Source organism: Ovoidimarina sediminis (genome assembly GCF_032586175.1).
Classification (GTDB): Bacteria; Pseudomonadota; Alphaproteobacteria; order Rhodobacterales; family Rhodobacteraceae; genus Ovoidimarina; species Ovoidimarina sediminis.
In genome coordinates this window covers 209,302-233,345 of the sequence record NZ_JAWHTE010000005.1, presented here as the reverse complement: position 1 = coordinate 233,345, position 24,044 = coordinate 209,302, and the positions used below count along the sequence as shown (strand labels likewise).

Below are 24,044 nucleotides of genomic sequence, written 5' to 3'. Positions count from 1 at the left end.
TTATTAAAGGTGCCACGGCGAAGGGACACTCCAACTGACAGCTTCTGTCAGGAGCGTGGGTTGAACCCGGGACGAAAAGAGAACAAATCTAGGTGTCCCAGCCGGAGCCCACGCCGATGCACAACAACTCGCCAGAGAGCATGCCCGTTCTCCATGCCGCACCGCCCCCACCGCGGGAGCGCGAGAAGCTCGAGGGCGGCAAGCGCTTCGTCATGCATACCGAGTTCAAGCCCGCGGGCGACCAACCGACGGCGATCGCGGAATTGAGCGCGGGCGTGACGGACGGCGAGCGCGATCAGGTGCTTCTGGGCGCCACCGGCACCGGCAAGACCTACACCATGGCGAAGGTGATCGAGGAAACCCAGCGCCCGGCGATCATCCTTGCGCCCAACAAGACGTTGGCCGCGCAATTATACGGGGAATTCAAGGGGTTCTTTCCGGAGAACGCCGTCGAGTATTTCGTCAGCTACTACGATTACTACCAGCCCGAGGCCTATGTGCCGCGGTCGGACACCTATATCGAGAAGGAAAGCCAGATCAACGAACAGATCGACCGGATGCGCCATTCGGCCACCCGGGCGCTTCTGGAACGCGACGACGTGATCATCGTGGCGTCGGTGTCGTGCATCTACGGCATCGGCTCGGTCGAAACCTATGGCGCGATGACCCAGGATCTGCACGCGGGGCGCGAGTACAACCAGCGCCAGATCATGGCCGATCTGGTGGCCCAGCAATACCGCCGCAACGACCAGGCGTTTCAGCGCGGCAGCTTCCGCGTGCGGGGCGATGTGCTGGAAATCTGGCCTGCGCACCTCGAAGATCGGGCCTGGCGCATGTCGTTCTTCGGCGAGGAGCTGGAGGCGATCACCGAGTTCGATCCGCTGACCGGCGAGAAGACCGATACGTTCGAGCGGATCCGGATCTATGCCAATTCGCATTACGTGACGCCTCGGCCCACGCTTCAGCAGGCGATCAAGGGGATCAAGGTGGAGTTGCGGCAGCGGCTGGATCAGCTTGTGGGCGAGGGCAAGCTTCTGGAAGCGCAGCGGCTGGAACAGCGCACGAATTTCGATCTCGAGATGCTGGAGGCCACGGGATCGTGCAACGGGATCGAGAACTATTCGCGCTATCTGACGGGCCGTGCGCCCGGGGAGCCGCCCCCTACCCTTTTCGAGTTCATTCCCGACACCGCCATCGTCTTCGCCGATGAAAGCCATGTGAGCGTGCCGCAGATCGGCGGCATGTACCGGGGAGACTATCGGCGGAAGTTCACGCTGGCGGAGCACGGGTTCCGCCTGCCGTCCTGCACCGACAACCGGCCCCTGAAGTTCGAGGAATGGGACGCGATGCGGCCGCAATCGGTGTTCGTCTCGGCCACCCCGGCGGCGTGGGAACTGGAACAGACCGGCGGCGTCTTCACCGAACAGGTGATCCGGCCCACCGGGCTTCTCGACCCGGTGGTGGAGATCCGGCCGGTCGAGATGCAGGTGGACGACCTGCTGGACGAGGTGCGGAAAGTCACCGCGAAGGGATACCGCACGCTTGTCACCACGCTGACGAAGCGGATGGCGGAGGACCTGACCGAATACCTGCATGAACAGGGCATCAAGGTGCGCTACATGCATTCGGACATCGACACGCTGGAGCGGATCGAGATCCTGCGCGACCTGCGGCTGGGGGCATTCGACGTGCTCGTGGGCATCAACCTCTTGCGCGAGGGGCTGGATATCCCCGAATGCGGGCTGGTGGCGATTCTCGATGCCGACAAGGAAGGGTTCCTGCGGTCGGAAACCTCGCTGATCCAGACGATCGGGCGGGCGGCGCGGAACGCCGATGGCCGGGTGATCATGTATGCCGACCGTGTGACGGGCTCGATGGAGCGCGCGTTGCGCGAGACGGAACGGCGGCGGGAAAAGCAGATCGCCTATAACGAGGAGCACGGGATCACGCCGGAGACGGTGAAGAAGAATGTCGAGGACGTGCTGGCGGGCCTTTACCAGGGCGATGTCGACATGAACCGGGTGACGGCAACGGTCGAGCGCGTGGGCGGCAATCTGGAGACCGTGCTGGAGGGGCTGAGGACGGATATGCGGAAGGCGGCCGAGAACCTCGAATTCGAAGAGGCCGCGCGGCTGCGCGACGAGATCAAGCGGCTGGAGGCGGTGGACCTGGCTGTTGCCGACGACCCGCTGGCGCGGCAGTCGGCGGTGGAGGCGGCGTCCGAGGCTGCGGTGAAGTCGAAGGGGCGGAGTACGGCGGGGCGCGCGGGGCAGCGCGGGGGGAATGTGAAGCGGCGGCGGAAGGGATGATCTCCTACGGGCCAGAGATGAAAGCCATTGCCGCGCACTTCGCGCCGTTATTGAGGGAAGCTGGGTTCAGGAAGCGGAGGAACTCTTTCAACCGCCGCTTCGAAGACGGGATCACGCACCAGATTAGTTTCCTCCAAATCGGGGCCTACAGCATCGGTCATGGCAGCTTTCACCTGCATTTCGGCGTGCATGTTCCCGAGAAGTCTCTCTATGACGGTAATCGCGTGCCAAAGGACTGGGTAATCGACGCGGATTGCTGCATCCGCCTGTCTCTCGGTCCAAACAGTCCGGTGAATTACCATCACGCCTGGCCAATCGCTGTGACGGGCGACGTGCTGAGCGACGTGCTGCGGGGAATTGATGAGGGCCTTCGCACACTCTCGAGATACCGGTCGAGAGACGATATCCTGGCAGCGACCGGTGAACCGGAGCCGCCGAATCGATACCTCAAGAGCATGTTCTTTTTCGAACCACCACTTGGGATACTGAAAACGTGCATCCTGATGCGGGCCGCGCAGACCGAGGCCGCAGGCAGAGAAATCGCCGGGTATCTAAAGAAAGCCGAGGGCGAGCATTCCGACCACGCGGCCCACGTCGCCCAATGGGCGCGTTCGCAGGCGATCCTGTAAGCGGTCAGTCGCAAACGATGCGCCCCTGAGCGCGTTGGTTCAGGGGATTGTGTGCTGCTTCGAGCAACCGCTCCTGACATGCATTCGCGGCGCGGAGATATTTCTCCCCTCCCCCCTTGCAACGCCCCCTCCGCCACCCCACTTCCCCGCCATCCGGGCGTGAGGCTCCGCCCGGCGGCTGCAAGGCGCGGAGGTCGCGCCAAGAGCGCCATCCTCCCCAAGGAATCGCACATATGCGGACCCTTCTCGTCGCGGCCTGTCTTGTCACGGTTGCCGCCCCTGCCTTCGCCGATGAAACCGAAGGCCATGTCCTCGCCTTCGACCGCAAGGATCACGTGCTCGTCATGGCCGACATGACGGTCTGGACCCTGCCCTCGGACCTTATGGTGCCTGCCGATCTCGGCGCGGGCGACCGGGTTCACATCGTCTATACGAGCGATGGCGACAACGGGTGGAAATCGATCGATGCGCTTCACCGGCTTGCCGTGGCCCTGCCCCCCGGCACGGACGGCGGAAGCTGACGCGACACGCGATAGTCAGCCGCAGATCAATGGGTTACCCTCGGGGCGCGAACAGCCCCGGGGAGCCCATGCCATGCCCGACTTCCACCTCTTCACGAACGGCCCCCGCCCGGTTGCGCCGTTTTCCCATGCCGTCGAGGCCGATGGCTGGGTGATCCTCACCGGCCAGATGCCGACCGATCCCGACGCCCCCGATGCGCCCCTGCCGGAGGGGATCGAGGCGCAGACGCGGCGGGTGATGGACAACCTCGCGCTGGTCCTGGGCGAGATGGGGCTCGATCTGTCGCATGTCGTGCAGTGCAGGGCCTATCTCACCCAGTTCGAGCGCGACTACGGCGCCTTCAACGCCACCTACCAGGCCTATTTCCCAGAGGACCGGCGGCCCGCGCGCACCACGATCGGGGTGACGGCGCTGGCGGTGGGTGCGCTGGTGGAGGTGGATTGCGTGGCGCGGCGCCCCTGAGGGGGCTGGCCGGGGCGCGACCGGCGGCTATATCTCCGATCATGCAACGATACCTCGCAGCGCTTGCCCTTCTGGGCCTTGCCAGCCCCGCCGCGGCCTGGGAGTTCACGCAGGACACCCTGTGCCGCCTGTCCCACGACGAGGGCGGCGTGGCGGTCGACGTCACCTATGACCCGGCGGTTCCGGAATATGCGATCCACGTGCGGCGGGATGCGCCCTGGCCGGCCTCCCCCGTTTTCGCGATGATCTTCGAAGGCGGGCGGGCGCTGTCGATCTCGACCGACCGGCACCGGCTGTCGGAGGATGGCCGCACGCTCTCTGTCCATGACAGCGGGTTCGGGAACGTTTTGAACGGGTTGCAGTACAACAGCCGGGTGACGGCGCTGGTGCTGGACAGCGGGGTGACGGTATCGCTTGCGGGCGCCGCCCCCGAGGTCGAGCGGTTCCGGGGCTGCGCCACGGCGCGCCTGTCCTGAGGCCCCGCCCCATTTCCTGCATTTTCCGGGGCCGCCCTTAAGCATTGGTTAACCAGTTAAGCGCCTGTTAGGGCGATGCTGCCTGTCGTTTCACCTGTCCTGCCACTCCTCGCCATTCTTGCGGCCTGCGTCACCCTGCCCGCGGCGGCCGGACCCTGGGCGCGGGAGGAAGGCAGCATCTTCGTCTCGACCTCTCGCGAGGTGATCAACGATCCGAACGGCACGGGGCGCTATGCCGAACGTTCCACAACGTCGCTCTATGGCGAATACGGGCTGACGGAGCGCACGACGCTGGTGTTCGATGTGGTAACGGCCACCGACGACCAGACGACGCTTGTTTTCCTGCGCCGCACGCTCACCGGGTCAGACGACCGGCGGCAACTGGCGTTTTCCCTTGGGGCCGGGCAGCGCGTCACCCGAACGGCGCGCGAGACTGTGCTTGCCATGGGCTTTCACGCGGGCCGGGGCTTTTCGACGCGGATGGGCGATGGCTGGGCGGCGTTCGACCTGCAGTACAGGGAACGGGCGAGCGGCGAAGAGGTGGTGAAGGGCGATATCACGATCGGCCTCAGGCCCTCGCAGGACTGGATGATCTTCGGCCAGTTCCAGGCCGACGACTATCCCGGTGCGCCTACGACCATGCGGTTACAGGCCTCGGCCGTGCGGCGGCTGACGGAACGCCTGAGGATCGAAGCCAGCGTGATCGCCGGTGTTCACAATTCCGACGTCACGGGGCTGAAGATCGGGCTCTGGAGCGAATTCTGAGCCCCGGCATTCAGTCGAAGCTTTCCACCACGTCGTACATCACCGGCTCGAAACTCCGGCAAAGGCTCGACAACCTGCGGTTTCTTTCCCGCATCTCCTCGGTGCGGAGCATGGCGAGAAAATCCTCCCGCCGCGCCCACTGACTGTAATTCGCGATTCGCGTCTGAGCGTCGTTCACGTGAAGTGCGGCGGCGATGAACCCGGGTTGCTTCGAGATGAAGCTCGAGTAGGCATCGGCCAGTTCATCCAGAAGATCCTGACAGGTTCCCGGCGTCATCTCGAAAGTCGTGATGACGGTCTGCAATTCGGCTCCGGACACGATACGCGGCATCGGCATTCCTCCCTTTGCCGCCCATCATGCCACGGTTGGGCCTAGCGCACCACGTGCACGGCGCAATGGGCGTGACGCACCACGCGGGCCGCCGTCGACCCCAGGAAATAATCCTGAATGCCCGGGTCGTGAGAGGCGATGACGATGCAATCCGCCTCGATCCGTTCGGCGAAATCGAGGATCGTTCGTGCGGCGTGGCCGGTGACCACATGGGCCTCGATATCACCGCCCACATGATCCTTCAGCGCTTCCATCGTTGCCTCGCGCTGGTGCTCCAGCATCCCGGCGGGCAATTCGTTCGCCACCATGGGCGGAATGCCTTCCACAACTGTCAGGGCACTGATCTTGCCATCCGTCCCGGCAAGCAGTCGCGCCACCTTGAGCGCCGCTTCCGCCGTCGGCGCGTGATCGAGCGCCACGGGGACGAGAACATTGTTATACATCGCGTTTCCTCCGTTTCTTCCGGTCGGATCATCGCGCAATGGCGCGGACCGCACCTTGACCTGCATCATATCACAGGCACAGGTAGTGGCATGGAAAAACCCTCTCCGATACGGCCCACGGATGACGAGGCACGGGAGTTGGCGCGGAACCTGCTGTCCGAGGCGCGCTTCGGCGCGCTCGGGGTGCTCGAGGCGGAAGGCGGCGCGCCGATGGTGAGCCGGATCGCGGTGAGCACCGATGAGGCGGGTGTCCCGGTGACGCTGATCTCGGTTCTGTCGCAGCACACGAAGGCGCTTCGCGATCACCCCGCCTGCTCGCTTCTGGTGGGTGAACCCGGGGAACGCGGCGATCCCCTGACGCACCCCCGCCTGACGATTCAGGCGGAGGCGCGGTTTGTGGCGCGGGAGGGTGCCGATCACGCCGCTCTGAGGGACATGTGGCTCGACCGGCACCCAAAGGCGAAGCTTTACATCGACTTCGGCGACTTCGGCTTCGTCCGTCTCGCGCCCACGGGGGCCTATCTCAATGGCGGGTTCGGCAAGGCCTTCATCCTCACACCAGGTGATCTTCTGCCCTAGATCGGCCGGTCGGTGCGGCTGGTGACATGCACCCGGCCCGACACCGGTTCGGGCCATGTCAGCCGCACCTGGTTCTTCGCCGGACCGTCATTCGTGGTGACATAGGGCATGGCAGAGACATCGGCGCCCAGACCGCTTTGCACGGGCCCTTCCGTCACCATCGCCGACACCTCCCGTGCCCAACCGCCGAAGGGGAGGTAGGCCGAAGGATCAATCTGCCAGTTCTGCAGGGCACCGGGTTGGTCGAATTCCAGCGTCACGGGGTTGATCGTGTTCTGCGCGATCCCGTTGAAGGTGTTGCCCGCGAAAGTTACGTTCCGCGTGCGAGAATAGTCGAGAGCGGCGAAGGAGGCATCGACACGCTCGACCCTGTCGATATCGCCGTTGATCGCCTTGAAGCTGTTGCCGGTGACCGACAGCCCCTGAAGATAGTGCCCGCTGCCGTAGGGCGTGATCACGAGGAAGGAGAACCACGCGGCGGCATCGTTCGCGGTGAAGATGTTGCCGGTGACGGTCAGGCCCCCGAACGAGAACTGGTTGTCGAAATCGGGCGTCGCGTCATGCTCGTTCGTCATCTCGATGAAGGCGTTGTCGACGTAATTGCCCGTCACAACCGACTTGACGTTGGGCTGTGTGAAAACGAGGCCTGCCACCCGGGGCCCATCTGTCACGGTATCGCCCTGGAACCAGTGGTTGCCCACGATCAGGTTGCCAGTGCCGGCGAGGATCATCGAGGTGCCGAGCCGTTGGAACCGCGAATCCCGGATCTTCGCGTCATTGGCATTGACGTTCAGGCCGACGCTCACCCGGTCGGGCGCGGCGGTGGATTGTTCGTCCGAGATGATGTTGCAGCGGTCGATCTGCAGGCCCTGGCAGCCCTGGCCAATCGAGGTGACGCCGCGATCCCTCGGCTTCGTGATCCAGCAGTCGCGCAGGTGCATCTGGCTGCCCGACGGGGCGAGCATGACGCCGGAGGCCACGCCGTTGCAATCAATGTCGATATCGTCGAGCTGTAAGCGCGAAAGCACCGTGAAGCCCGAGAAATCAAGCGCATACCGGTAGCGGGTGAAGGTGTAGCTTTGGGTTGCGGCGGGGCCGTAGAGCGGTTTCGACAGCGTCACGGTCTGTGCTCCGACATTCGTCGCGGTCACGTAAATTTCGCGCCCGACCCCCACACCGGTCACATGGGCGCCGACGGCGATATTGGCCACGTTGGTGACATTCGTCAGCGTCAGCGGGCTTGCCGCGTCATAGGTGCCGTCAGAGGTTTGCACCCCGTCATCCCAGCTTGACGAGGCGAGGCAGTTGATCTGCCCGTTCCGGATCACGCGCCGGATCTCATAGGTCGAGACACCGGCGATCGCGGCCATATCGAGCGGCGCGTCGATTTCGATCCGGCGACCCTTAAGGTCGAGGCTTTCGTGATCCGAGAAGTGGAGAAGCGCCTGGAATGCGCGACGGAACCCCTCCACCTCGTCGCCGAACGCATCGGCATAACTCGGCAGATCGAAATTCCGGCGCAGGATCAGCCGGTCGCCCGCGGCCATGGCCACGGTGCCCTCGAAGCGCACCGCATTCTCGAAGGTCATCGAGGAGCCGAGCGCCCAGATACCTTCGGGGATCAGCACGTCGCGCCCTGCCGCCGCGAGGTCGGCCGCCTCGAAGGCCGCGCGATCGTCAGTCACACCGTCGCCCACCGCGCCATAGTCGCGCACATCGACCCAGTCCATCATCGAGCGGTGGAAGGCCGAAGTGATATCTTCCACCACCAGATCATCGATCCGGACCACCCCGCCCGTCGCTCCCGTCAGATCGAGTCCGACATGAGCGTAAAGCACATCGGGGCTCCACTGCATGTCGACGCCGGTGCGATTACCTGTGCCCAGGATCGCAGATACCTCGACGATATCGCCATAGGCGGAAAGCGCCACGGTGGGCCCGGTCTCGACCAGCCCCGGCACGTATGCCGAGCCTGCGCCGCCCGGCCAGGCCGCGATCCTCACCGACGGAAGGTTGCCCGAGATTGCCTTCACCCGCGCCCGCACCCTGAGATAGCAGCCGGGCAGAACGGGCGTCTCGCCCATCCAGCGCAGGCGCTGCGTCGCTGTGGTCTTCAGCAGTTCGAGCGCACCGCCGAAATCCTGATCGGCCGGTACGAAGGCCGCATTCGGATCGCCGTCATAGGTGGCCGATCCCGGGGTGCCATCTTCGCTCGACCAGACATCAAGCCCGCCCGCAAACTCAGGTGGCATCAGACTCAGCCCGTCGGTGATCACCTTGTTCATGCCCAAAACCCTTTCTCGCCGCAAATCCGGGCGAGTGGGTATCAGGGCCGCGTCAGGCCCCTGTTAATCGAGCGTGCGGTGGTCAGGCCCCGACGGGCGGTGCGACAAGAAGGACGACGCCGTTGATCTGCCAACCCTCGGGCGTGGGGATCATCTGGTAATCGAGCACGTGGGGCACGCCTTCGGCATCGGTGATCAGAACCTTCTGGTGGATCGCCCCGCCCTTGGTTTCCTGTTCCAGAAACTGCACGTCCGCCGGGCGCCAGACCATCGGATAGCCCTGGCGCACCATCGTGCCGAACCGGTCGGGATTGCCGAAAAGTCGCTTGATGTTCGGCGAGGCGAATGTGAAGGCGGTGACGAAATCGTCGGCAAGAAAGGCATCGATCTGGCTTTGGATCACGCCCGGGATCGCCGGATCACGCTCCTGCGCCCCGGCCGGACCCAGCGCCAGAACCGCCATCAGTGCCGCAACAAGCCATCCACGCATCGCCCGCCTCCATCATCCAGTGATGATGAAGACGCTAGCCCGCGCGCGCCCTCGGTCAACCTCGCTTAGCTGGCCACGGGTTCGGTCGCCAGCGTGCCCGCAAGCCCCGCCTCGATCAGCGCGATACTTTCCTCGATACCGTAGAGCGCGATGAACCCGCCGAAGCGCGGGCCCTGGCTGGCGCCCAGAAGCACCTCGTAAAGCGCCTTGAACCAGTCGCGCAGCGGCTCGAACCCGTGCGCCTTGCCGACGGCGAACACCATCGACTGAAGCTCTTCGGCGTCGAGCCCGCCGTCCCAGGCCCTGAGACGCGCCAGCAGATCCTCCATCGCTGCGCGTTCGGTGTCGTCGGGCGCGCGGTAAACCTTTCCGGGCTTCACGAAGTCATTGTAATAACGCACGGCGAAGCCCGCCGCCTCGTCGAGATGCGGGTGCGTCGCGGGGCTTGCCTCAGGCGCATAGCGCCGGATGAATCCCCACATCGTTTCCTTGTCCTCGGCGCCCGAGACGCTGGCAAGGTTCAGAAGCATCGCGAAGGGCACGACCATATCGCTTGTCGGTACGTCGTGGCCGTGGATGTGGAAAACGGGGTTGTTGAGCCGCGCGTTCACGTCCTGATCCGCATAGGCCCTGAGTTGCTGGTGGTATTCGTCCACAGCCTTCGGGATCACATCCCACCAAAGCCGCTTCGCTGTCTTCGGCTTCTGATACATGAAGTAGGACAGGCTTTCGGTTGCCGCGTAGGTCAGCCATTCGTCGATCGACAGGCCGTTGCCTTTCGACTTCGAAATCTTCTGGCCCTCGGCATCCAGGAAAAGCTCGTAAGTAAACACCTCGGGCGGCCTGCCACCGAGGATTTCGCAGATCTTCGAATAGATTGGCGTGTTGGGTGCGTGTTCCTTGCCATAGGGCTCGAAATCGACGCCGAGCGCGGCCCAGCGCGCGCCGAAATCGGGCTTCCACTGAAGCTTCACGTTGCCGCCGGTGACTGGCAGCGTAACTTCGGTGCCGTCTTCGTCGTCGAAGGTGATTTCGCCCTTCGCGCCGTCGACGTTCTTCAGGGGTACGTAAAGCACCCGCCCGCTCGACGGGCTGATCGGCAGAAAGATCGAATAGGTCTGCTGCCGCTCTTCCCGAAGCGAGGCCAGCATCACCTCCATCAGCGCGTCGTAGCGTTCCGCCGCCAGAAGCAGCGTCTCGTCAAAGCGGCCGGAGCGGTAGAATTCGCGCGCCGACTGAAACTCGTACTCGAACCCGAAGGTATCGAGGAACCGGCGCAGCATCGCGTTGTTGTGGTGGCCGAAGCTTTCGTGTTCGCCGAACGGATCGGGCACCGAAGTCAGCGGGCGCTGCAGGTGTTCGGCGAGCATTTCCGGGTTTGGCACGTTGTCGGGCACCTTCCGCAACCCGTCGAGGTCGTCGGAAAAGCAGATCAGCCGCGTCGGAATGTCCGAGATCACCTCGAACGCCCGGCGCACCATCGTCGTGCGCAGCACTTCGCCGAACGTTCCGATATGCGGCAGCCCGCTGGGGCCATAGCCGGTTTCGAACAGGACGAAGCCCTTTTCGGGCGGTGCCTTTTCATAGCGTTTCAGAATGCGCCGCGCCTCTTCGAACGGCCAGGCTTTCGAGGTCATCGCTGCATTTCTGAGATCGGACATCTGAAGTGTTCCCATGTGTTCCGGGCATCCCCCCGGTCGAACGCCGCTTCCTATTGCCGCCCGCGTCAGGCGTCAATATTCTGCAGCCTCCGCAGGAAGGATCACCAAGGTGCAAGACACATCCACCACGCTCACGCCGCCCGATGCGCTGGTCGCCGTGATGATCGCCACTTCGGCCTCCGATCTGAACATGCCGACGCCGGAACTCGTCACGATCGAGCGGATCGTGAACCACCTGCCCGTGTTCCGCGACTATGACCAGGACAGGATCGCGGTCGTGTCGCGCATGGTGCTCGATCTCTTCTCGGAAGAGGATGGGCTCGATGCACTCTTCGGGCTTGTACGCGAAGCATTGCCGGAACGATTATTCGAAACCGCCTATGCGCTGGCCTGCGACGTGGCGGCCGCCGACGGCACCTTGCGCGAATCCGAACTGCGGCTTCTCGAGGAAATCCGCTACGAGCTGTCGATCGACCGGCTTCACGCCGCGGCGATCGAACGCAGCGCCCGGGCGCGGCACATGGGCCTTGGCTAGGCACCCATGAATAAAACAGGCCGCCGGTGCGAGAGGCACGCGGCGGCCAGTCCGTCTTCGCTGGCTACAGGTGAGCGGCGGCCCCGCATGCGAGACCGCGCGCTTGGCGCGGCTTACGCCTCGCCCGCAGCCTCTGAAGCACGGGGAAACAGGCGACCCTGCGTTTCGCCGCGCAGGAACACGCGGAAGGCCGACCAGATCTGGTGGCGTGGGGCAGTGTCGGCGTGATAGGCCACAACCAGTTCGGGATAGTGTGAAATCGGCATCCTCATTACTCCTTCAGTCGGGGCCTCAATCTTGCTGACAGGGCATATGGGGTAAGTTATACACTGAATCCAATTCCGAATATTCACCCTAACGATGAATTTGTTTCACCTATGAGACCGCGCCTCGACCTTCGTCATCTCGAACTTCTGCAAGCCATCGCCAACGAAAGCACGCTTGCCGACGCGGCGCGCGCATTGCGCGTCACCCCGTCCGCCCTCAGCCACCGGATCCGCGAGGCGGAACGCCGGCTCGACATCACACTATTCGAAAAGCGAGGCCGCATCCTCAGATCGACACCCGCAGCCGATATTCTGACCGATGCCTCGCGGCGCCTTCTGTCGGATCTTGCGCAGGCCGAAACGCTCGCGATCGGCTCCGCCAAGGGCGTGCACCACGTCGTTCACCTGACCGTTGCGGTCTACAACGCCTTCCACTGGCTGCCCGATTTCCTGTCTGAGTTCCGCGAAACCCATCCCGATATCGAGATCGAGGTCGACGCCAACGCCGTACTTTCCCCCTTCGAGGCGCTTCTGGAAGACAGCATCGACATCGTCCTTACCCCCGGCACAATCTTCCCCGGCTCGGCCACCGCCGTGCCGCTTTTCGAGGACGAACTCGCCGCCATGTCCGCGCCCACCCACGCTTTCGCCGGGCGCGATTTCGTGTCGGCAGAGGATTTCGAAAGCGAAACCTATTTCACCTATTCCTTCGTCCGCCAGCCCGGCTTCGAGGGCGAACGTGTGTGGGACGGCCGCGCCTATCCGGCGCGCGAGGTGCGCGTGGGCTCGATCGAAGCGATTTGCGAACTGATCAAGGCCGAACAGGGGGTGTCGATCCTGAGCCGCTGGGCGCTCTGGCCCTATCTTCAATGGTCGAGCATCCGGGCCACCCAGGTCACCGAAGACGGGCTGCCGATCCAGTGGAACGCCGTCCTGCGCGCCACCTCGGGTCGAAAAAGCCCTGAACGGCGCACCGCCGAAGCGCTTCAGGCCTGGTTCCAGCGCCAAAACACGGGATTGCCCCTGCCCGCGGGCGCGCATAGGTAAGCGCCAGATTTCAGGCAGACCCGCGGACAGGACAGACCCTCATGGCCAGCTACCAGTACGTTTATCACATGGATGGCGTTTCCAAGACCTATCCGGGCGGCAAGAAGACCTTCGAGAATATCCGCCTGTCCTTCCTTCCCGGCGTGAAGATCGGCGTCGTGGGCGTGAACGGCGCGGGGAAATCGACACTGCTGCGGATCATGGCCGGGATCGACACCGATTTCACCGGCGAGGCCTGGGCGGCGCAGGGCGCGCATGTGGGCTATCTTCCGCAGGAGCCCGAGCTTGACGAAAGCCTCGACGTGCGCGGCAACGTGATGCTGGGCGTGGCCGGAAAGAAGGCCAAGCTCGACCGGTTCAACGAACTCGCCATGAACTATTCCGACGAAACGGCGGACGAGATGGCGCGTCTGCAGGACGAGATCGACAGCGAGAACCTGTGGGATCTCGACAGCCAGATCGACGTGGCGATGGAAGCGTTGCGCTGCCCGCCCGACGAGGCTGATGTCTCCACGCTCTCGGGCGGCGAACGGCGCCGCGTGGCGCTCTGCAAGCTTCTCCTGGAAGCGCCCGACATGCTTCTTCTCGACGAACCGACGAACCACCTCGACGCCGAGACGATCGCATGGCTGCAGCAGCACCTGATCGACTACAAGGGCACCTGCCTGATCGTCACCCACGACCGTTATTTTCTGGACGACATCACCGGATGGATCCTCGAACTCGACCGCGGGCGGGGCATTCCCTACGAGGGCAACTATTCCGCCTGGCTCGAACAGAAGGCCAAGCGGCTTGCGCAGGAGGCGCGCGAGGACAAGTCGAAGCAGAAAACGCTGGAACGCGAGCTTGAATGGATGCGCCAGGGCGCCAAGGCACGCCAGTCGAAACAGAAGGCCCGGATCGACCGTTACAACGAACTGGCCGAGCAGTCGGAGCGCGAAAAGATCACGCGCGCCCAGATCGTGATCCCGAACGGCCCGCGCCTCGGATCAAAGGTAATCGAGGTCGAGGGGCTCGCCAAACATCTTGGCGACAAGCAACTGATCGAGGGCCTGTCCTTCTCGCTCCCCCCCGGTGGCATCGTCGGGGTAATCGGGCCGAACGGCGCGGGCAAGACCACGCTGTTCCGGATGCTGACGGGGCAGGAGACTCCCGACACCGGCACCATCGAATACGGCGATACGGTGAAGCTCGCCTATGTCGACCAGTCGCGAGACGCGCTCGACGCGAACAAGACCGTCTGGGAAGAGATCTCGGGCGGGGCCGAGGTGATCGAACTGGGCGACGCGCAGATGAACTCCCGCGCCTATTGCGGGGCGTTCAACTTCAAGGGCGGCGACCAGCAGAAGAAGGTGGGGCTGCTGTCGGGCGGCGAACGCAACCGCGTGCACATGGCCAAGCTCCTGAAATCCGGCGGCAACGTCCTGCTGCTCGACGAACCGACGAACGACCTCGACGTGGAAACACTCCGCGCACTGGAAGACGCGCTGGTGGATTTCGCGGGCTGCGCGGTCGTGATCTCCCACGACCGGTTCTTCCTCGATCGGATCTGCACCCACATCCTCGCCTTCGAGGGCGAGGCCCATGTGGAATGGTTCGAAGGCAACTTCGAGGATTACGAGGAAGACAAGAAGCGCCGGCTGGGCCCGGATGCGGTGGAGCCGAAGCGGATCAAGTACAAGAAGTTCGCGCGGTAGGGTGGGCTTCTTGTAATTTGCGGTTGGGTTCGACGCGTGGATCACGGCAATCGTAGGATGGGTGCTCGCACCCATCATGCCGCAACCACCCCGGCAACCCTGCCCGACCGGAAGATGGGTGAAGATCACCCATCCTACTCTCCGAAGGCACCTTCGGCCAGCAGATCCGTCCATTCGGGATCGACCCGGCCCGCGCGGATATCCCGATGGATCGACGAATAGGGCCACTCGGCCGCACGCGCGGCATGGCCGTGCTTCACTGGATTGAGCCAGCAATACCGCACATGCGCCTGGTGATCCGCTTCATCCCGGATGCAATGCTCCCAAAAGCGGCGTTGCCAAATTCCGAGTTCGCCTTTCCGGCGCTTTGACGCTGATCGGTGGAAACCACCCACCCGACGCGACACCGCCTGCGAGAACCGCGCCTTGATGATCCGCCACCGCATTGAGAAATCCGCGTCGCCCTCCGGCAAGGTCCAGACCGCGTGAAGATGATCCGGCAGCACGACGAAGGCATCGCACCGGAACGGCCTTTCGGCCTTCGTCTGTGCATAGACCGCGCGAAGGGCGTCAACATGATCGACAAGCGTCGTTTGCGACCGATCTTCAAGTGCTACGGTGAAGAAATAGGCCCCTCCCGGAATCCGTGCGCGGCGATAGTCCGTCATCGCCGCAGGTTGCGCGAGCTTGGTTAACCAACCGTCAAAATCCCAACCCACATCCCCACCGCAAACACCGTATGCGCCAGAAGCCCCATCGCCCGCGCCTTCCCCGGCGAGGGTGTCTTCGACGCCGCCCAGCCGAGGCCCATGCCGGGCTGCAGGAGGAACCAGCCCGCCGCGATGGTCAGGATCGAGAACGCCCAGACCGGCAGGAAGGACGGATTATCAAGCCAGGCCTGCCCCGCCAGCAGGATGAAGATCACGCCGTAGATCACGCCCACCCCGTAATGCAGCGCCCAGCCGAGCGCCAGTTCGCCCTCCACCAGATCCGCCTTGCCGATATCGTCGTGAAACACCCGGCCGCGCGGGATATGGCCGAGCCATCGGCCCGGCATCGCCCAGTTCGGCGCAGGCGCCACGTTCAGCCGTGCAAGCAGCCAAGCCCAGAGATCCATCGCCACCGTGCCCAGGAGCCCCATCAGTACCCCGGTTGCCAAACCGCTCATTCCCCGCCCTCCCTCAGACCGGCGCCACGCTAGCCGTTGCGGGGATGGGCGTCCACAGGGGCCGCGCTCTACCACGACGACACGGCATTCCGGGCCGCGCGGGTGCCGGGAAATCGAGGCCCCGATCAGCCCGGGCTGCATGACCGAACGCCCGTTCCCGGCACGTCCGCGCCCCTTGGTTTCGGCAGGATTCCGCGCAGCGCCAGAGAGGTTAACGCACCGCCCGCACATCGGATTTCCTTGAAAATTCCGCCCTCTTCTGCCATATAGGGCCCGCTACTCTTCTACTCGACTACTGTCTCCCTTACCGGCCTCAGTCTCGATCTAGACGACGACGCCAGGCCGCCGCATGCCGCGGGCGGTAAGACACGAAGGAGACATACGGATGGCCTCTGGCACCGTAAAATGGTTCAACACGACCAAGGGTTATGGCTTCATCGCCCCTGACGAAGGCGGGAAGGACGTTTTCGTTCACATCTCGGCCGTCGAACGGTCTGGCCTGACCGGCCTCGCAGACGATCAGAAGGTGACTTACGACCTCGAGACCGGGCGCGACGGCCGTCAGAACGCCACGAATATTTCCCTGGCCTGACGCACGAAAAAAGGAGGGGCAAGATGCCCCTCCTTCCCCGACCGGTCTTTGTGTGCTCCGCGTTATCGCCTGACCGGCTCGAACCGCGACCGGGCAGTCCGGTCTTCCACAGCGTATTTCCTGCGGTGGCGGCGGTTCGTTTCAATATTCATCGCCATTTTCAGCGTAAAAACGTTCATCTCAAATCACCTTTGTCGAAATGCGAGGTGTGTAGGGTTCAGATCCCGACCGCCAGCATGAGGCGGCCGAAGAAGCCTGCATTGGCGCGCCGCTCTTCGATCAGCGCACGGCGATAGATCTCTCTGCGGGCGATGCTGCGGGTGTCGGTCTTGGTGCAGGTGGCGTAGATTTGCATGGTCTCTCTCCGATCTCTTGCCCGTACGTTAGGCGATCGGCGGTTTCGCATCTGTGACCAATGCCACAGTTTGGACATATTCTTGCGGCGCCTATGAAAATGGTTCTTAACTACCTGTAATAAATATATTTTTTATGCGGTTATTGCGCTATGCCGCCAAGGAAAGGCCCGAAAAAATCAACATCGCGCGCCTCTGTCGGGCCCGGATTGACCTGATTCCCTCGACAACTCGCTGCCCCGGATGCCCGGGGCAGCGCAGTCAGTTCCATCAGGCGGCGAGATCGGTGGCTGCGTGCTCCACCCAGGTCAGCCCGGGCCGATAGCGCGCATCGACACGGCCATCCTGCAAGGCAAAGAGATGCAGCCAGCCGTTGTCGAACAGCGCCCGCACCTCGGGATGCCGCTCCAGCACGTCGAGGATCGCCTCCCGCGGGGCCTCGATCATCACCGAAAGCCGCAGGGGATCGTGCTGAAGCGCTGCCCCGTCATGCACAGCCTGCCAGGGCAGGCCGGGGCGCAGGCGCCCGCCATTGCCCTCGATCACGCCGATCCCGCCCACCACGTTGTGGATCAGCTTGTTGCCGCCACCGAACACCTCCGGCGCCACCGAGGAGCCGTAGTATTGCAGGCTGATCCAGCTTGCGACGACGACCGGCGCGGTCAGGATCAGTTCAAGCGTGCCGAACCCCTCATCGGCCTGCCAATCATAGCTGTGAAGGAAGGCCCGCCCGCCAAGATCCCGACCCGCCGTCGCCCGGCGTGGTGCGGCGACGAAGGCGGCGCAGCCCGCCAGCCCCCATTCGGGCCGCACCTCGGCCCAGTTGAGTGCGCGAGCGGCCACCGTTTCCGCCGTCGCGCCAGGCAGCGTCGCGGCCCGTTCGGCACGCGCGATGCGGCCCGCGGTTTTCAGCCAGCCCCGGATCGTCGCGAGATCCCCGGCCACGCCCTCCGTCAGCCCGTCGTCATACACCGTGATTTCGTCGGTCGTGGTGTCGTGCAGGCCAGCCGCGAACACCGTGTCATCGGGGAGCGAGATACCGCGTTCGGCCAGCCCAGCCCGCGCCTCTGGATCGTTCATAAGAACAGCAAGAAGCCGCGCGGAAACCTCGCCGGTATAGCCCCCGCAGGCGCCGCAGTGATACGCGCTTTCATGGGGGTTGTTCGTGACCTGCCCACCATGGCCGAGAAGCAGCACGACCTTTCCATGCCCGTCCCTTAGGCTCATCGCCTTCAAAACGGCGGCCGCCGTGTCGGCCTTCGCCTCTGCCGACAGACCACCCGCCACTTGCGGCAAGGGATCGGGTTTCGCCGGCGCGCCGCCCTGGCCCAGCGCATCCTTGACTAGTTTGCCGGCATAGAAGGGCCCCGCCGCCTCGACGAAGGCGAAGGACGACACCGCCGCCTGCCGGAACCGGCCCCAGGCCCGCACCGCCCGCGCGGCGATCCGCACTTCCTGTTCTGTGGCGTCGTCGGCATGGCTCGTGGTCTCCACACCCGGGGTCAGCAGCACCGGAAGATGCGCTTCCACCACGTCCGACCCATGTGCCTTGTGCGCCAGCGGCAGGCCGAAGAACCCGGCAAAGCCGATCGTTTCGATCGACGGATCGATGCTTTCAAGCGCCCGCCGGAACACCTCTGACCGGACGTCGATGCAGAAGGCCGCCTGCAGGAAGGGCCGCTCGCCCCCCGGCATCGTGCCGTCGAGCGCCGCCGTCAGCCCCCGCTGATGCGCCCGGTCGGCCGCATCCTGAAGGATAGCCAGCGTGATCTGCGCCTGGCTGGGCACCAAAGGGTCGGCATGGCGGGCGACGGTCTCGGCCCAGGCTTCCGCAATCTCGGGCACATGGGCCAGAAGCGCCTCTTCCCAGATCAGCCGGATGGCGAGGAGATCGGCAAGCGTCCGGTCCGTCCCGCCCGCGAGTTCCGCCTGCCAGAGAAGCCAGCGCCCATGCTGCGCCCAGCCGGCGAGGTCGATGTAAAGCCGGTGAAACGCTGTTTCCGCCGCCTCGTCGACAATCCCAAGCGCTTCTGCCGCCCTGAGGATCGCGCGCTCCGAAGTATCGGGGGCGGCGGCCACATGGGCGCAGAAACCTTTGAGCCCCGCGATTTCAGGCGTCAGGTCATTGACGGCCCAGGCCCGCCATGCCGCGAACGCCTCGGCCCCCGGCGCGGGCGACCAAAGGGCCTGGCCCCGGTCGAACTGCCCCGCCGCCCAAAGGCCGATCGTCTTCTCGATGACCGAGGGCCAGTCGGTGCCCGTGGCCTGTGCTGCAAGATCGGCCACGGTGGGCAAGGGCGCAGCGTCCGCATCGATTGTGTCCAGGGCGGCCTTGAGTGCGGCCACATCCGCGGGCGTGCCCGACGCTGATGCCGCATCGAGCGCCGCCGCCAGATCCGCATCGGTGATTTTCCCCGAAGCGATCGCCGCGGCATAGTCCGCCGCGCTTTGCGTCAGCCGGATCCCCGCAACCCGTGCGAGCCGTGCAGAAGCGGTTGCAAGATCCTCGCCCGTCTGCCCGAGGAAGGGGTTCACCGCGACCGTGGCGTCCAGCGGGAAGGCGGGCGGGATCGCGCGCGCCGCCGCCTCGGCAGCTTTCAGGACATCGGTCATCCGGGCCGGGGCGATCTGGGAATGCTTGAGAAACATGTCGGTCTCCATGGATCAGGTCGATTTCGCCGAGCGGAAGCCGCCAATGGCACGGTCGAGAAGCGCGTTGAGGTAAAGGCCGTTCGCAAGGTGCACCCTCAGCCCCGCGGTCGCAGGATGATGCGCCCAGAGCGGGAAGAGCGCCTGTGCGAAGGCCACGAGGCCGAAGGAGGCCACCGCCAGCACGATCAGCGCCCATTCGAGTGGCCAGGGCAGCGGGGCGGCGGGAAGCCAGAGGCCCCAGATCGCATCCGCCCCCGCCTGGAAGGCGAAATAGGCCATTGCAGTGCCGAGCGCGGCCAGTGCCGTCCGCTTCGTCAGTTCTGCGGGCGCCATGTCGGCGAGTCCCTGCGCCACAAGATAGGCGACACCGAAGATCAGGATGCCGCCCAGCGCCAGCGCCTGTGCCGTCTTGGGCCCGAAGACGAGGGTGAAGAGCGTCGCGATCCCTGCATAAAGCACGAGCGCGAGGCCGAAGGATTTCAGAACTGCGCCAAGTCGCGGCACCGCGACCGGCCCCGGCCGCCGGAGCGCCGCAACCGCCGTAACGGCGCCGCCCGAGGACAGGAAGGCATGCGCCTTGTAAAGCGAATGCGCCACGATATGGAGAAGCGCCAGCGCCCAGAGCCCCAGCCCGCATTGCAGCAGCATGAAACCCATCTGCGACACGGTCGACCAGGCAAGAGCTGTCTTCACCGCACTTTGCGTCAGCATCACCGCCGCCCCGAACAGCGCCGTCAGCCCGCCCAGCATCACGAGCGCGGCCATGGCGCCAGGGCTTTGTGCCACGAGGCCCGAGGCGGCAATCAGAAGCACGCCACCTGAATTGATGATCCCGGCGTGAAGCAGGGCGGATACCGGCGTCGGCGCCTCCATCACTTCGGTCAGCCAGCCGTGCAGCGGGAAGGCTGCCGTCTTGAGCGCCGCGGCAAGTACGATCAGCACCACGGCCACGTTCCCGGCCAGCCCGAGGCCGCCGGCTTCGGCGCTCGCGGCAAGCCCGGCCAGGTCCAGCGTTCCGAAGGCCCCGTAAAGAAGCGCTGCCGCCCCGAACAGCGCCACGTCACCCCCGTGCCATACCAGAGCGAATTTCGTGGCGGCGCGCTGCGCCTCCGGCCGATCGGGATAGAACAGAAGAAGCCGCTTCAGCCCCAGCCCCACCAGAACCGCCGCAACGGCGACGACGCCAAGACCCGCGGCCTGAACGAAGACCAGAACCGCCGCCAGCGTCGCCAGCATCAGCCCGTGAAACGCGCCCTCCCGCTCTTCCCCGTCAAGGTAGGTCCGGCTGTAGCGCATCACGACCCAGCCGATGAAAGCTACAAGAAGCGCCATGGTGACGCTCACCGCATCGGCCCTTAGAATCGCGCCGCCGAGCACCAGCACGCCGGGCCCGTGGAGAAGGAGTTGCAGCGCCCCGCCCGCCGCCAGTGCAAGCGCGCCAAGCGCGGCGTATTCCGACAAGTTGGTCGGGGCGCCCGGGCGACGGCCCGGCGTGCTGAATGCAAGCACGGCCACTGCCAGCAGAACCAGTGGGGCAAGGAAAGACAGAGAGACGGCAGAGGCCATGAGATGCTCCATTCTCGAAACTGGGGGAGCAAATAGGGGTTGGTATACATAAAGAAAATTACATATTATTTCTACAATCGTTCTATTATGCCGAATTATGTCCGCCCTTAACCTGCATCATCTCAGGCTGTTTCGCGCTGTCGCCCGCGACGGCACGCTCACCGGCGCGGCACGGGCGCTCAATATCTCCCAATCGGCGGTCTCGACCCAGATCAAGGCGCTCGAGGCCTCGCTTGGCCATGCGCTTTTCCAGCGCAGCGGGCGCAACCTCGTGCTGACCGAGGCGGGGCGCATCGCACTCGATCATGCCGAAGAGATCTTTCGCGCCGCCGAGGATCTGACCGCCACGCTGAAAACCGCGGGCGGGGCACGGCAGGCGCTTCGCATCGGCGCGCTCGCCACCCTGTCGCGCAACTTCCAGATGGCGTTTCTCGACCCGGTCATAGGGCGCGAGGATGTGGAGATCGTGCTCCGCTCCGGCCCGCAGGAGGCGCTCTTGAGGGGGTTGGAAGCGATGTCCCTCGACGTCGTACTGACAAACCTCGTCCCGGCGCGCGATGCCTCCAGCCCCTATCTCGTCCACCGCCTCGCGGAACAGCCCGTCAGCCTGATCGGCACTCCGACACGGCAGACGGACGGCGACATCGCGGCCCTTCTTGCCGCCCACCCCCTGATCCTGCCGGCGCTCGAAACCTCGCTGCGCGCAGGGTTCGATGCGCTGATCGAGCGGCTCGGCCTCGTCCCGCGCGTGGCGGCAGAGGCCGATGACATGGCGATGATGCGGCTTCTAGCGCGTGCCGATGCGGGCGTCGCGGTCATTCCGCCCATCGTCGTGCAGGATGAACTTGCGGCGGGAACCCTGACAGAACTCGCCCGGCTCGACGAGATCAGCGAAGTCTTCTATGCCGTCGCGATCCAGCGGAGGTTTCCAAACCCGCTTCTTGCCGAAATCCTCGAGGCACAGGCCACGTCCGGCTGACGCGCGCTTACCCCGCGCTGTGCCGCCGACGCACCGTTCCAGGCCGGCCAACGAGGCTCAGCCGGCTGTCGTTCCGCGCCTTTTCCGAGACGATCTTGCCCTTAGAGACGACCGCAAGCCGGTCGCAGCGCAGCCGCAGCGCCTCCACCGGATCGCCGGCATCGAGAATCACGAAGGACGCCGTCTTGCCTTCCGCCAGCCCGTAACCGTCGAGATGCAGGATCGCCGCGTTCACCTCCGTCACCATCTCGAAACATCGCCGCATCTCTTCCGGTGAGGTCATCTGCGCCACGTGAAGCCCCATGAAGGCCACGTCCAGCATGTCGCCCGTTCCGAGGCTGTACCACGGATCGCGCACACAATCCTGGCCCCAGCCCACGGCGATGCCCTGGGCCTGCATCTCCTTCACGCGGGTCAGGCCACGGCGCTTCGGGTAGGTGTCGTGCCGCCCCTGCAGCACGATGTTGATCAAGGGGTTCGGGATCGCCGAAATCTGTGCCTCGGCCATCAGCGGCAGAAGCTTCGAGACATAGTAATTGTCCATCGAATGCATCGAGGTCAGGTGCGATCCCGCCACCCGGCCTTCCAGCCCCAGCCGCTGCGTCTCATAGGCCAGCGCCTCGATGTGCCGGCTCATCGGGTCGTCGGTTTCATCGCAATGCATGTCGACGAGAAGCCCGCGCTCCGCGGCCATTTCGCACAGCGCGCGAACAGAGGCGCGGCCCTCCTCCATCGTCCGTTCGAAATGCGGGATCCCACCCACCACGTCGACGCCCATGTCGAGCGCGCGGCGCACGTTCTCCGCCCCCGTCTTCGACCGGAAGAAGCCGTCCTGCGGGAAGGCGACAAGCTGCAGGTCGAGATAGGGTTTTACCCGCTCACGCACCTCAAGCATCGCGGTCACGGTGTTCAGGTGATCGGGCGTCGTATCCACGTGGCTGCGGATCGCCAGAAGACCCAGCGACACCGCCCAGTCGCAATAGGTCAGCGCGCGGTCCACCATCTCCTCTACAGTCGCGATCTCGCGCAATTCACCCCAGAGGTCGATCCCTTCCAGAAGCGTGCCGGAGGCGTTGATCCGCGGCGTGCCATAACTCAGCGTCGCATCCATGTGGAAATGCGGGTCGACGAAGGGCGGGCTGACGAGGTCGCCCGCGGCATCGATCACCCGGCCCGCACTCGATCCCGACAGATCCCCGATCGCCGCGATCGTCGTCCCCTTCGTGCCGATATCGGCCACCCGCCCGTCCGGAAGGGTGCCGCCGGTTACGAGAATATCGAATTCCGCCATCAGCGTTCTCCGCGGTTGTAGGGGACCATCAGCGCCTCGGGCACCTCAGCGCGCCGCGACATCAGGATCAGTGCGAGGATCGACAGCACGTAAGGCACCATCAGGAAGATCTGGTAGGGGACGAGCGCGCCGAGGGGCGTCTGCTGCATCCGGATCTGCAGCGCGTCGAAGGCCGCGAAAAGAAGCGCGCCCAGAAGCGCCTTGCCCGGCCGCCACGCCCCGAAGACGACCAGCGCGATACAGATCCAGCCGCGCCCGTTCACCATTTCGAAGAAGAACGACGAAAAGGCTGACATCGTCAGGAATGCACCGCCCACCGCCATCAGGCCCGACCCCACGATCACCGCGCCCATGCGGATCGCGGTGACCGACAAGCCCTGCGCCTCGACGGCAGAGGGGTTTTCGCCCACCGCCCGCAGCGCGAGGCCGACAGGGGTGCGGTAGAGTACAACCGCAACGATACCGGCCGTCGCGAGCGCGAGGTAGGTCAGCGGCGTCTGGGAAAACAGCGCTTCGCCAAGAAACGGCAGATCCGACAGCACGGGGATGTCGACCGGCTGAAACGGCTCGATCCGGGGCGGGCTCGTCACCTCCGGCAGCGCAATCCGGTAGGCGTAGTATGCCGTCGAGGTCGCCAGAAGCGTCACGCCCAGCCCCACCACATGCTGCGACAGGCCCAGGGGCACACTCAGCGTCGCGTGCAGAAGGCCGAACGCCATGCCTGACAGCATCGCGATCACCACCCCGGGCCAGAGCCCGAAGCCGGCATAGACGGCCATCCATCCCGCGAAGGCCCCGATGACCATGATCCCTTCGATCCCGAGGTTCAGAACGCCCGCCCGTTCGCAGATCAGTTCCCCCATCGTGGCAAATATCAGGGGCGAGGCGATGCGAAGAACAGCGCCCCAGAAACTGGCGGACAGAAGGATATCGACGATTTCCAACG

At 64.7% G+C, this 24,044-nt stretch carries 25 protein-coding genes; 12 read left to right on the top strand and 13 right to left on the bottom strand.

Translation table 11 applies throughout. The features are described from left to right. The first annotated feature begins 140 nt into the window (after positions 1 to 140). The 6 genes from uvrB to RXV90_RS08695 all read left to right on the top strand — a co-directional run bounded on the left by uvrB (position 141) and on the right by RXV90_RS08695 (position 5,163). A complete protein-coding gene (gene uvrB, locus RXV90_RS08720; protein ID WP_316648185.1) occupies positions 141 to 2,309 on the top strand; it encodes an excinuclease ABC subunit UvrB in 2,169 nt (722 codons plus the stop codon). Continuing rightward, positions 2,306 to 2,938 carry a DUF4304 domain-containing protein gene (locus RXV90_RS08715; protein WP_316648183.1) on the top strand — a complete coding sequence of 211 codons (633 nt, stop codon included), beginning with the start codon at positions 2,306 to 2,308 and terminating at the stop codon, positions 2,936 to 2,938. The genes uvrB and RXV90_RS08715 overlap by 4 nt, the downstream gene beginning before the upstream one ends. A 233-nt stretch (positions 2,939 to 3,171) precedes the next feature. Continuing rightward, on the top strand, positions 3,172 to 3,459 hold the full coding sequence (locus tag RXV90_RS08710) for a hypothetical protein (protein ID WP_316648181.1): 288 nt from the start codon (positions 3,172 to 3,174) through the stop codon (positions 3,457 to 3,459). 73 nt (positions 3,460 to 3,532) lie between these two features. Continuing rightward, positions 3,533 to 3,922, top strand: a complete 390-nt coding sequence (locus RXV90_RS08705) for a RidA family protein (protein WP_316648180.1) — start codon at positions 3,533 to 3,535, stop codon at positions 3,920 to 3,922. A gap of 41 nt (positions 3,923 to 3,963) precedes the next feature. After that, positions 3,964 to 4,398 carry a hypothetical protein gene (locus tag RXV90_RS08700; protein WP_316648179.1) on the top strand — a complete coding sequence of 145 codons (435 nt, stop codon included), beginning with the start codon at positions 3,964 to 3,966 and terminating at the stop codon, positions 4,396 to 4,398. Positions 4,399 to 4,473: 75 nt separating this feature from the next. After that, a complete protein-coding gene (locus tag RXV90_RS08695) occupies positions 4,474 to 5,163 on the top strand; it encodes a hypothetical protein (protein WP_316648177.1) in 690 nt (229 codons plus the stop codon). A gap of 10 nt (positions 5,164 to 5,173) precedes the next feature. Here the strand turns inward: RXV90_RS08695 and RXV90_RS08690 are convergent, their stop codons facing one another. Together RXV90_RS08690 and RXV90_RS08685 are read right to left on the bottom strand one after the other, a co-directional pair. Then, the gene (locus tag RXV90_RS08690) at positions 5,174 to 5,494 is read right to left on the bottom strand and encodes an antibiotic biosynthesis monooxygenase family protein (protein WP_316648175.1); all 321 of its coding nucleotides are present in this window, start codon (positions 5,492 to 5,494) and stop codon (positions 5,174 to 5,176) included. Between the two features lie 41 nt (positions 5,495 to 5,535). Continuing rightward, positions 5,536 to 5,937, bottom strand: a complete 402-nt coding sequence (locus tag RXV90_RS08685; RefSeq protein ID WP_316648173.1) for a universal stress protein — start codon at positions 5,935 to 5,937, stop codon at positions 5,536 to 5,538. Positions 5,938 to 6,027: 90 nt separating this feature from the next. On the opposite strand from RXV90_RS08685, the gene RXV90_RS08680 reads away from it, so the two are divergent. Beyond that, positions 6,028 to 6,516, top strand: a complete 489-nt coding sequence (locus RXV90_RS08680; RefSeq protein WP_316648172.1) for a HugZ family pyridoxamine 5'-phosphate oxidase — start codon at positions 6,028 to 6,030, stop codon at positions 6,514 to 6,516. Here the strand turns inward: RXV90_RS08680 and RXV90_RS08675 are convergent. From RXV90_RS08675 to RXV90_RS08665, 3 genes are all read right to left on the bottom strand, one after another. Continuing rightward, complete coding sequence (locus RXV90_RS08675) at positions 6,513 to 8,801, bottom strand: right-handed parallel beta-helix repeat-containing protein (protein WP_316648170.1); 2,289 nt, start codon at positions 8,799 to 8,801, stop codon at positions 6,513 to 6,515. The two genes, RXV90_RS08680 and RXV90_RS08675, sit on opposite strands and share 4 nt — an antisense overlap. A gap of 82 nt (positions 8,802 to 8,883) precedes the next feature. After that, positions 8,884 to 9,291, bottom strand: a complete 408-nt coding sequence (locus RXV90_RS08670; RefSeq protein WP_316648168.1) for a DUF4864 domain-containing protein — start codon at positions 9,289 to 9,291, stop codon at positions 8,884 to 8,886. Between the two features lie 65 nt (positions 9,292 to 9,356). Continuing rightward, positions 9,357 to 10,952: a lysine--tRNA ligase gene (locus tag RXV90_RS08665; RefSeq protein WP_316648166.1), complete on the bottom strand. Its 1,596-nt coding sequence runs from the start codon at positions 10,950 to 10,952 to the stop codon at positions 9,357 to 9,359. 160 nt (positions 10,953 to 11,112) lie between these two features. Here RXV90_RS08665 and RXV90_RS08660 point away from each other — a divergent pair, with 160 nt between their 5' ends. Beyond that, positions 11,113 to 11,487 (top strand): tellurite resistance TerB family protein, encoded by a 375-nt coding sequence (locus RXV90_RS08660; protein WP_316648227.1) that lies wholly within the window; start codon positions 11,113 to 11,115, stop codon positions 11,485 to 11,487. Positions 11,488 to 11,600: 113 nt separating this feature from the next. Here RXV90_RS08660 and RXV90_RS08655 read toward each other — a convergent pair whose 3' ends face one another. Beyond that, the gene (locus tag RXV90_RS08655) at positions 11,601 to 11,753 is read right to left on the bottom strand and encodes a hypothetical protein (RefSeq protein ID WP_316648164.1); all 153 of its coding nucleotides are present in this window, start codon (positions 11,751 to 11,753) and stop codon (positions 11,601 to 11,603) included. 111 nt (positions 11,754 to 11,864) lie between these two features. Here RXV90_RS08655 and RXV90_RS08650 point away from each other — a divergent pair, with 111 nt between their 5' ends. Both RXV90_RS08650 and ettA read left to right on the top strand, forming a co-directional pair. Then, a complete protein-coding gene (locus RXV90_RS08650) occupies positions 11,865 to 12,800 on the top strand; it encodes a LysR family transcriptional regulator (protein WP_316648161.1) in 936 nt (311 codons plus the stop codon). Positions 12,801 to 12,841: 41 nt separating this feature from the next. Further along, positions 12,842 to 14,497, top strand: a complete 1,656-nt coding sequence (gene ettA / locus RXV90_RS08645; protein WP_316648160.1) for an energy-dependent translational throttle protein EttA — start codon at positions 12,842 to 12,844, stop codon at positions 14,495 to 14,497. A 134-nt stretch (positions 14,498 to 14,631) separates the two neighbouring features. Here ettA and RXV90_RS08640 read toward each other — a convergent pair whose 3' ends face one another. Together RXV90_RS08640 and RXV90_RS08635 are read right to left on the bottom strand one after the other, a co-directional pair. Next, the gene (locus RXV90_RS08640; protein ID WP_316648159.1) at positions 14,632 to 15,165 is read right to left on the bottom strand and encodes an REP-associated tyrosine transposase; all 534 of its coding nucleotides are present in this window, start codon (positions 15,163 to 15,165) and stop codon (positions 14,632 to 14,634) included. A gap of 23 nt (positions 15,166 to 15,188) precedes the next feature. After that, positions 15,189 to 15,665: a DUF2938 domain-containing protein gene (locus RXV90_RS08635; RefSeq protein ID WP_316648158.1), complete on the bottom strand. Its 477-nt coding sequence runs from the start codon at positions 15,663 to 15,665 to the stop codon at positions 15,189 to 15,191. A 385-nt stretch (positions 15,666 to 16,050) separates the two neighbouring features. Between RXV90_RS08635 and RXV90_RS08630 the strand changes: the two genes are divergently transcribed. Further along, on the top strand, positions 16,051 to 16,257 hold the full coding sequence (locus RXV90_RS08630) for a cold-shock protein (RefSeq protein WP_316648156.1): 207 nt from the start codon (positions 16,051 to 16,053) through the stop codon (positions 16,255 to 16,257). Positions 16,258 to 16,474: 217 nt separating this feature from the next. On the opposite strand, the gene RXV90_RS08625 is transcribed toward RXV90_RS08630, so the two are convergent. The 3 genes from RXV90_RS08625 to RXV90_RS08615 form a co-directional block, all read right to left on the bottom strand. Further along, positions 16,475 to 16,612, bottom strand: a complete 138-nt coding sequence (locus RXV90_RS08625) for a hypothetical protein (protein WP_316648155.1) — start codon at positions 16,610 to 16,612, stop codon at positions 16,475 to 16,477. Positions 16,613 to 16,880: 268 nt separating this feature from the next. Continuing rightward, positions 16,881 to 19,223 (bottom strand): YbcC family protein, encoded by a 2,343-nt coding sequence (locus RXV90_RS08620; RefSeq protein ID WP_410482354.1) that lies wholly within the window; start codon positions 19,221 to 19,223, stop codon positions 16,881 to 16,883. Between the two features lie 51 nt (positions 19,224 to 19,274). Further along, positions 19,275 to 20,828, bottom strand: a complete 1,554-nt coding sequence (locus RXV90_RS08615) for a proton-conducting transporter transmembrane domain-containing protein (RefSeq protein ID WP_316648152.1) — start codon at positions 20,826 to 20,828, stop codon at positions 19,275 to 19,277. A 97-nt stretch (positions 20,829 to 20,925) separates the two neighbouring features. Here RXV90_RS08615 and RXV90_RS08610 point away from each other — a divergent pair, with 97 nt between their 5' ends. Then, positions 20,926 to 21,807: a LysR family transcriptional regulator gene (locus RXV90_RS08610; protein ID WP_316648151.1), complete on the top strand. Its 882-nt coding sequence runs from the start codon at positions 20,926 to 20,928 to the stop codon at positions 21,805 to 21,807. A 7-nt stretch (positions 21,808 to 21,814) separates the two neighbouring features. Here RXV90_RS08610 and RXV90_RS08605 read toward each other — a convergent pair whose 3' ends face one another. Together RXV90_RS08605 and RXV90_RS08600 are read right to left on the bottom strand one after the other, a co-directional pair. Further along, a complete protein-coding gene (locus RXV90_RS08605; protein WP_316648149.1) occupies positions 21,815 to 23,098 on the bottom strand; it encodes an amidohydrolase family protein in 1,284 nt (427 codons plus the stop codon). Next, on the bottom strand, positions 23,098 to 24,042 hold the full coding sequence (locus tag RXV90_RS08600; RefSeq protein WP_316648148.1) for an ABC transporter permease: 945 nt from the start codon (positions 24,040 to 24,042) through the stop codon (positions 23,098 to 23,100). The genes RXV90_RS08605 and RXV90_RS08600 overlap by 1 nt, the downstream gene beginning before the upstream one ends. Positions 24,043 to 24,044: the final 2 nt, after the last annotated feature.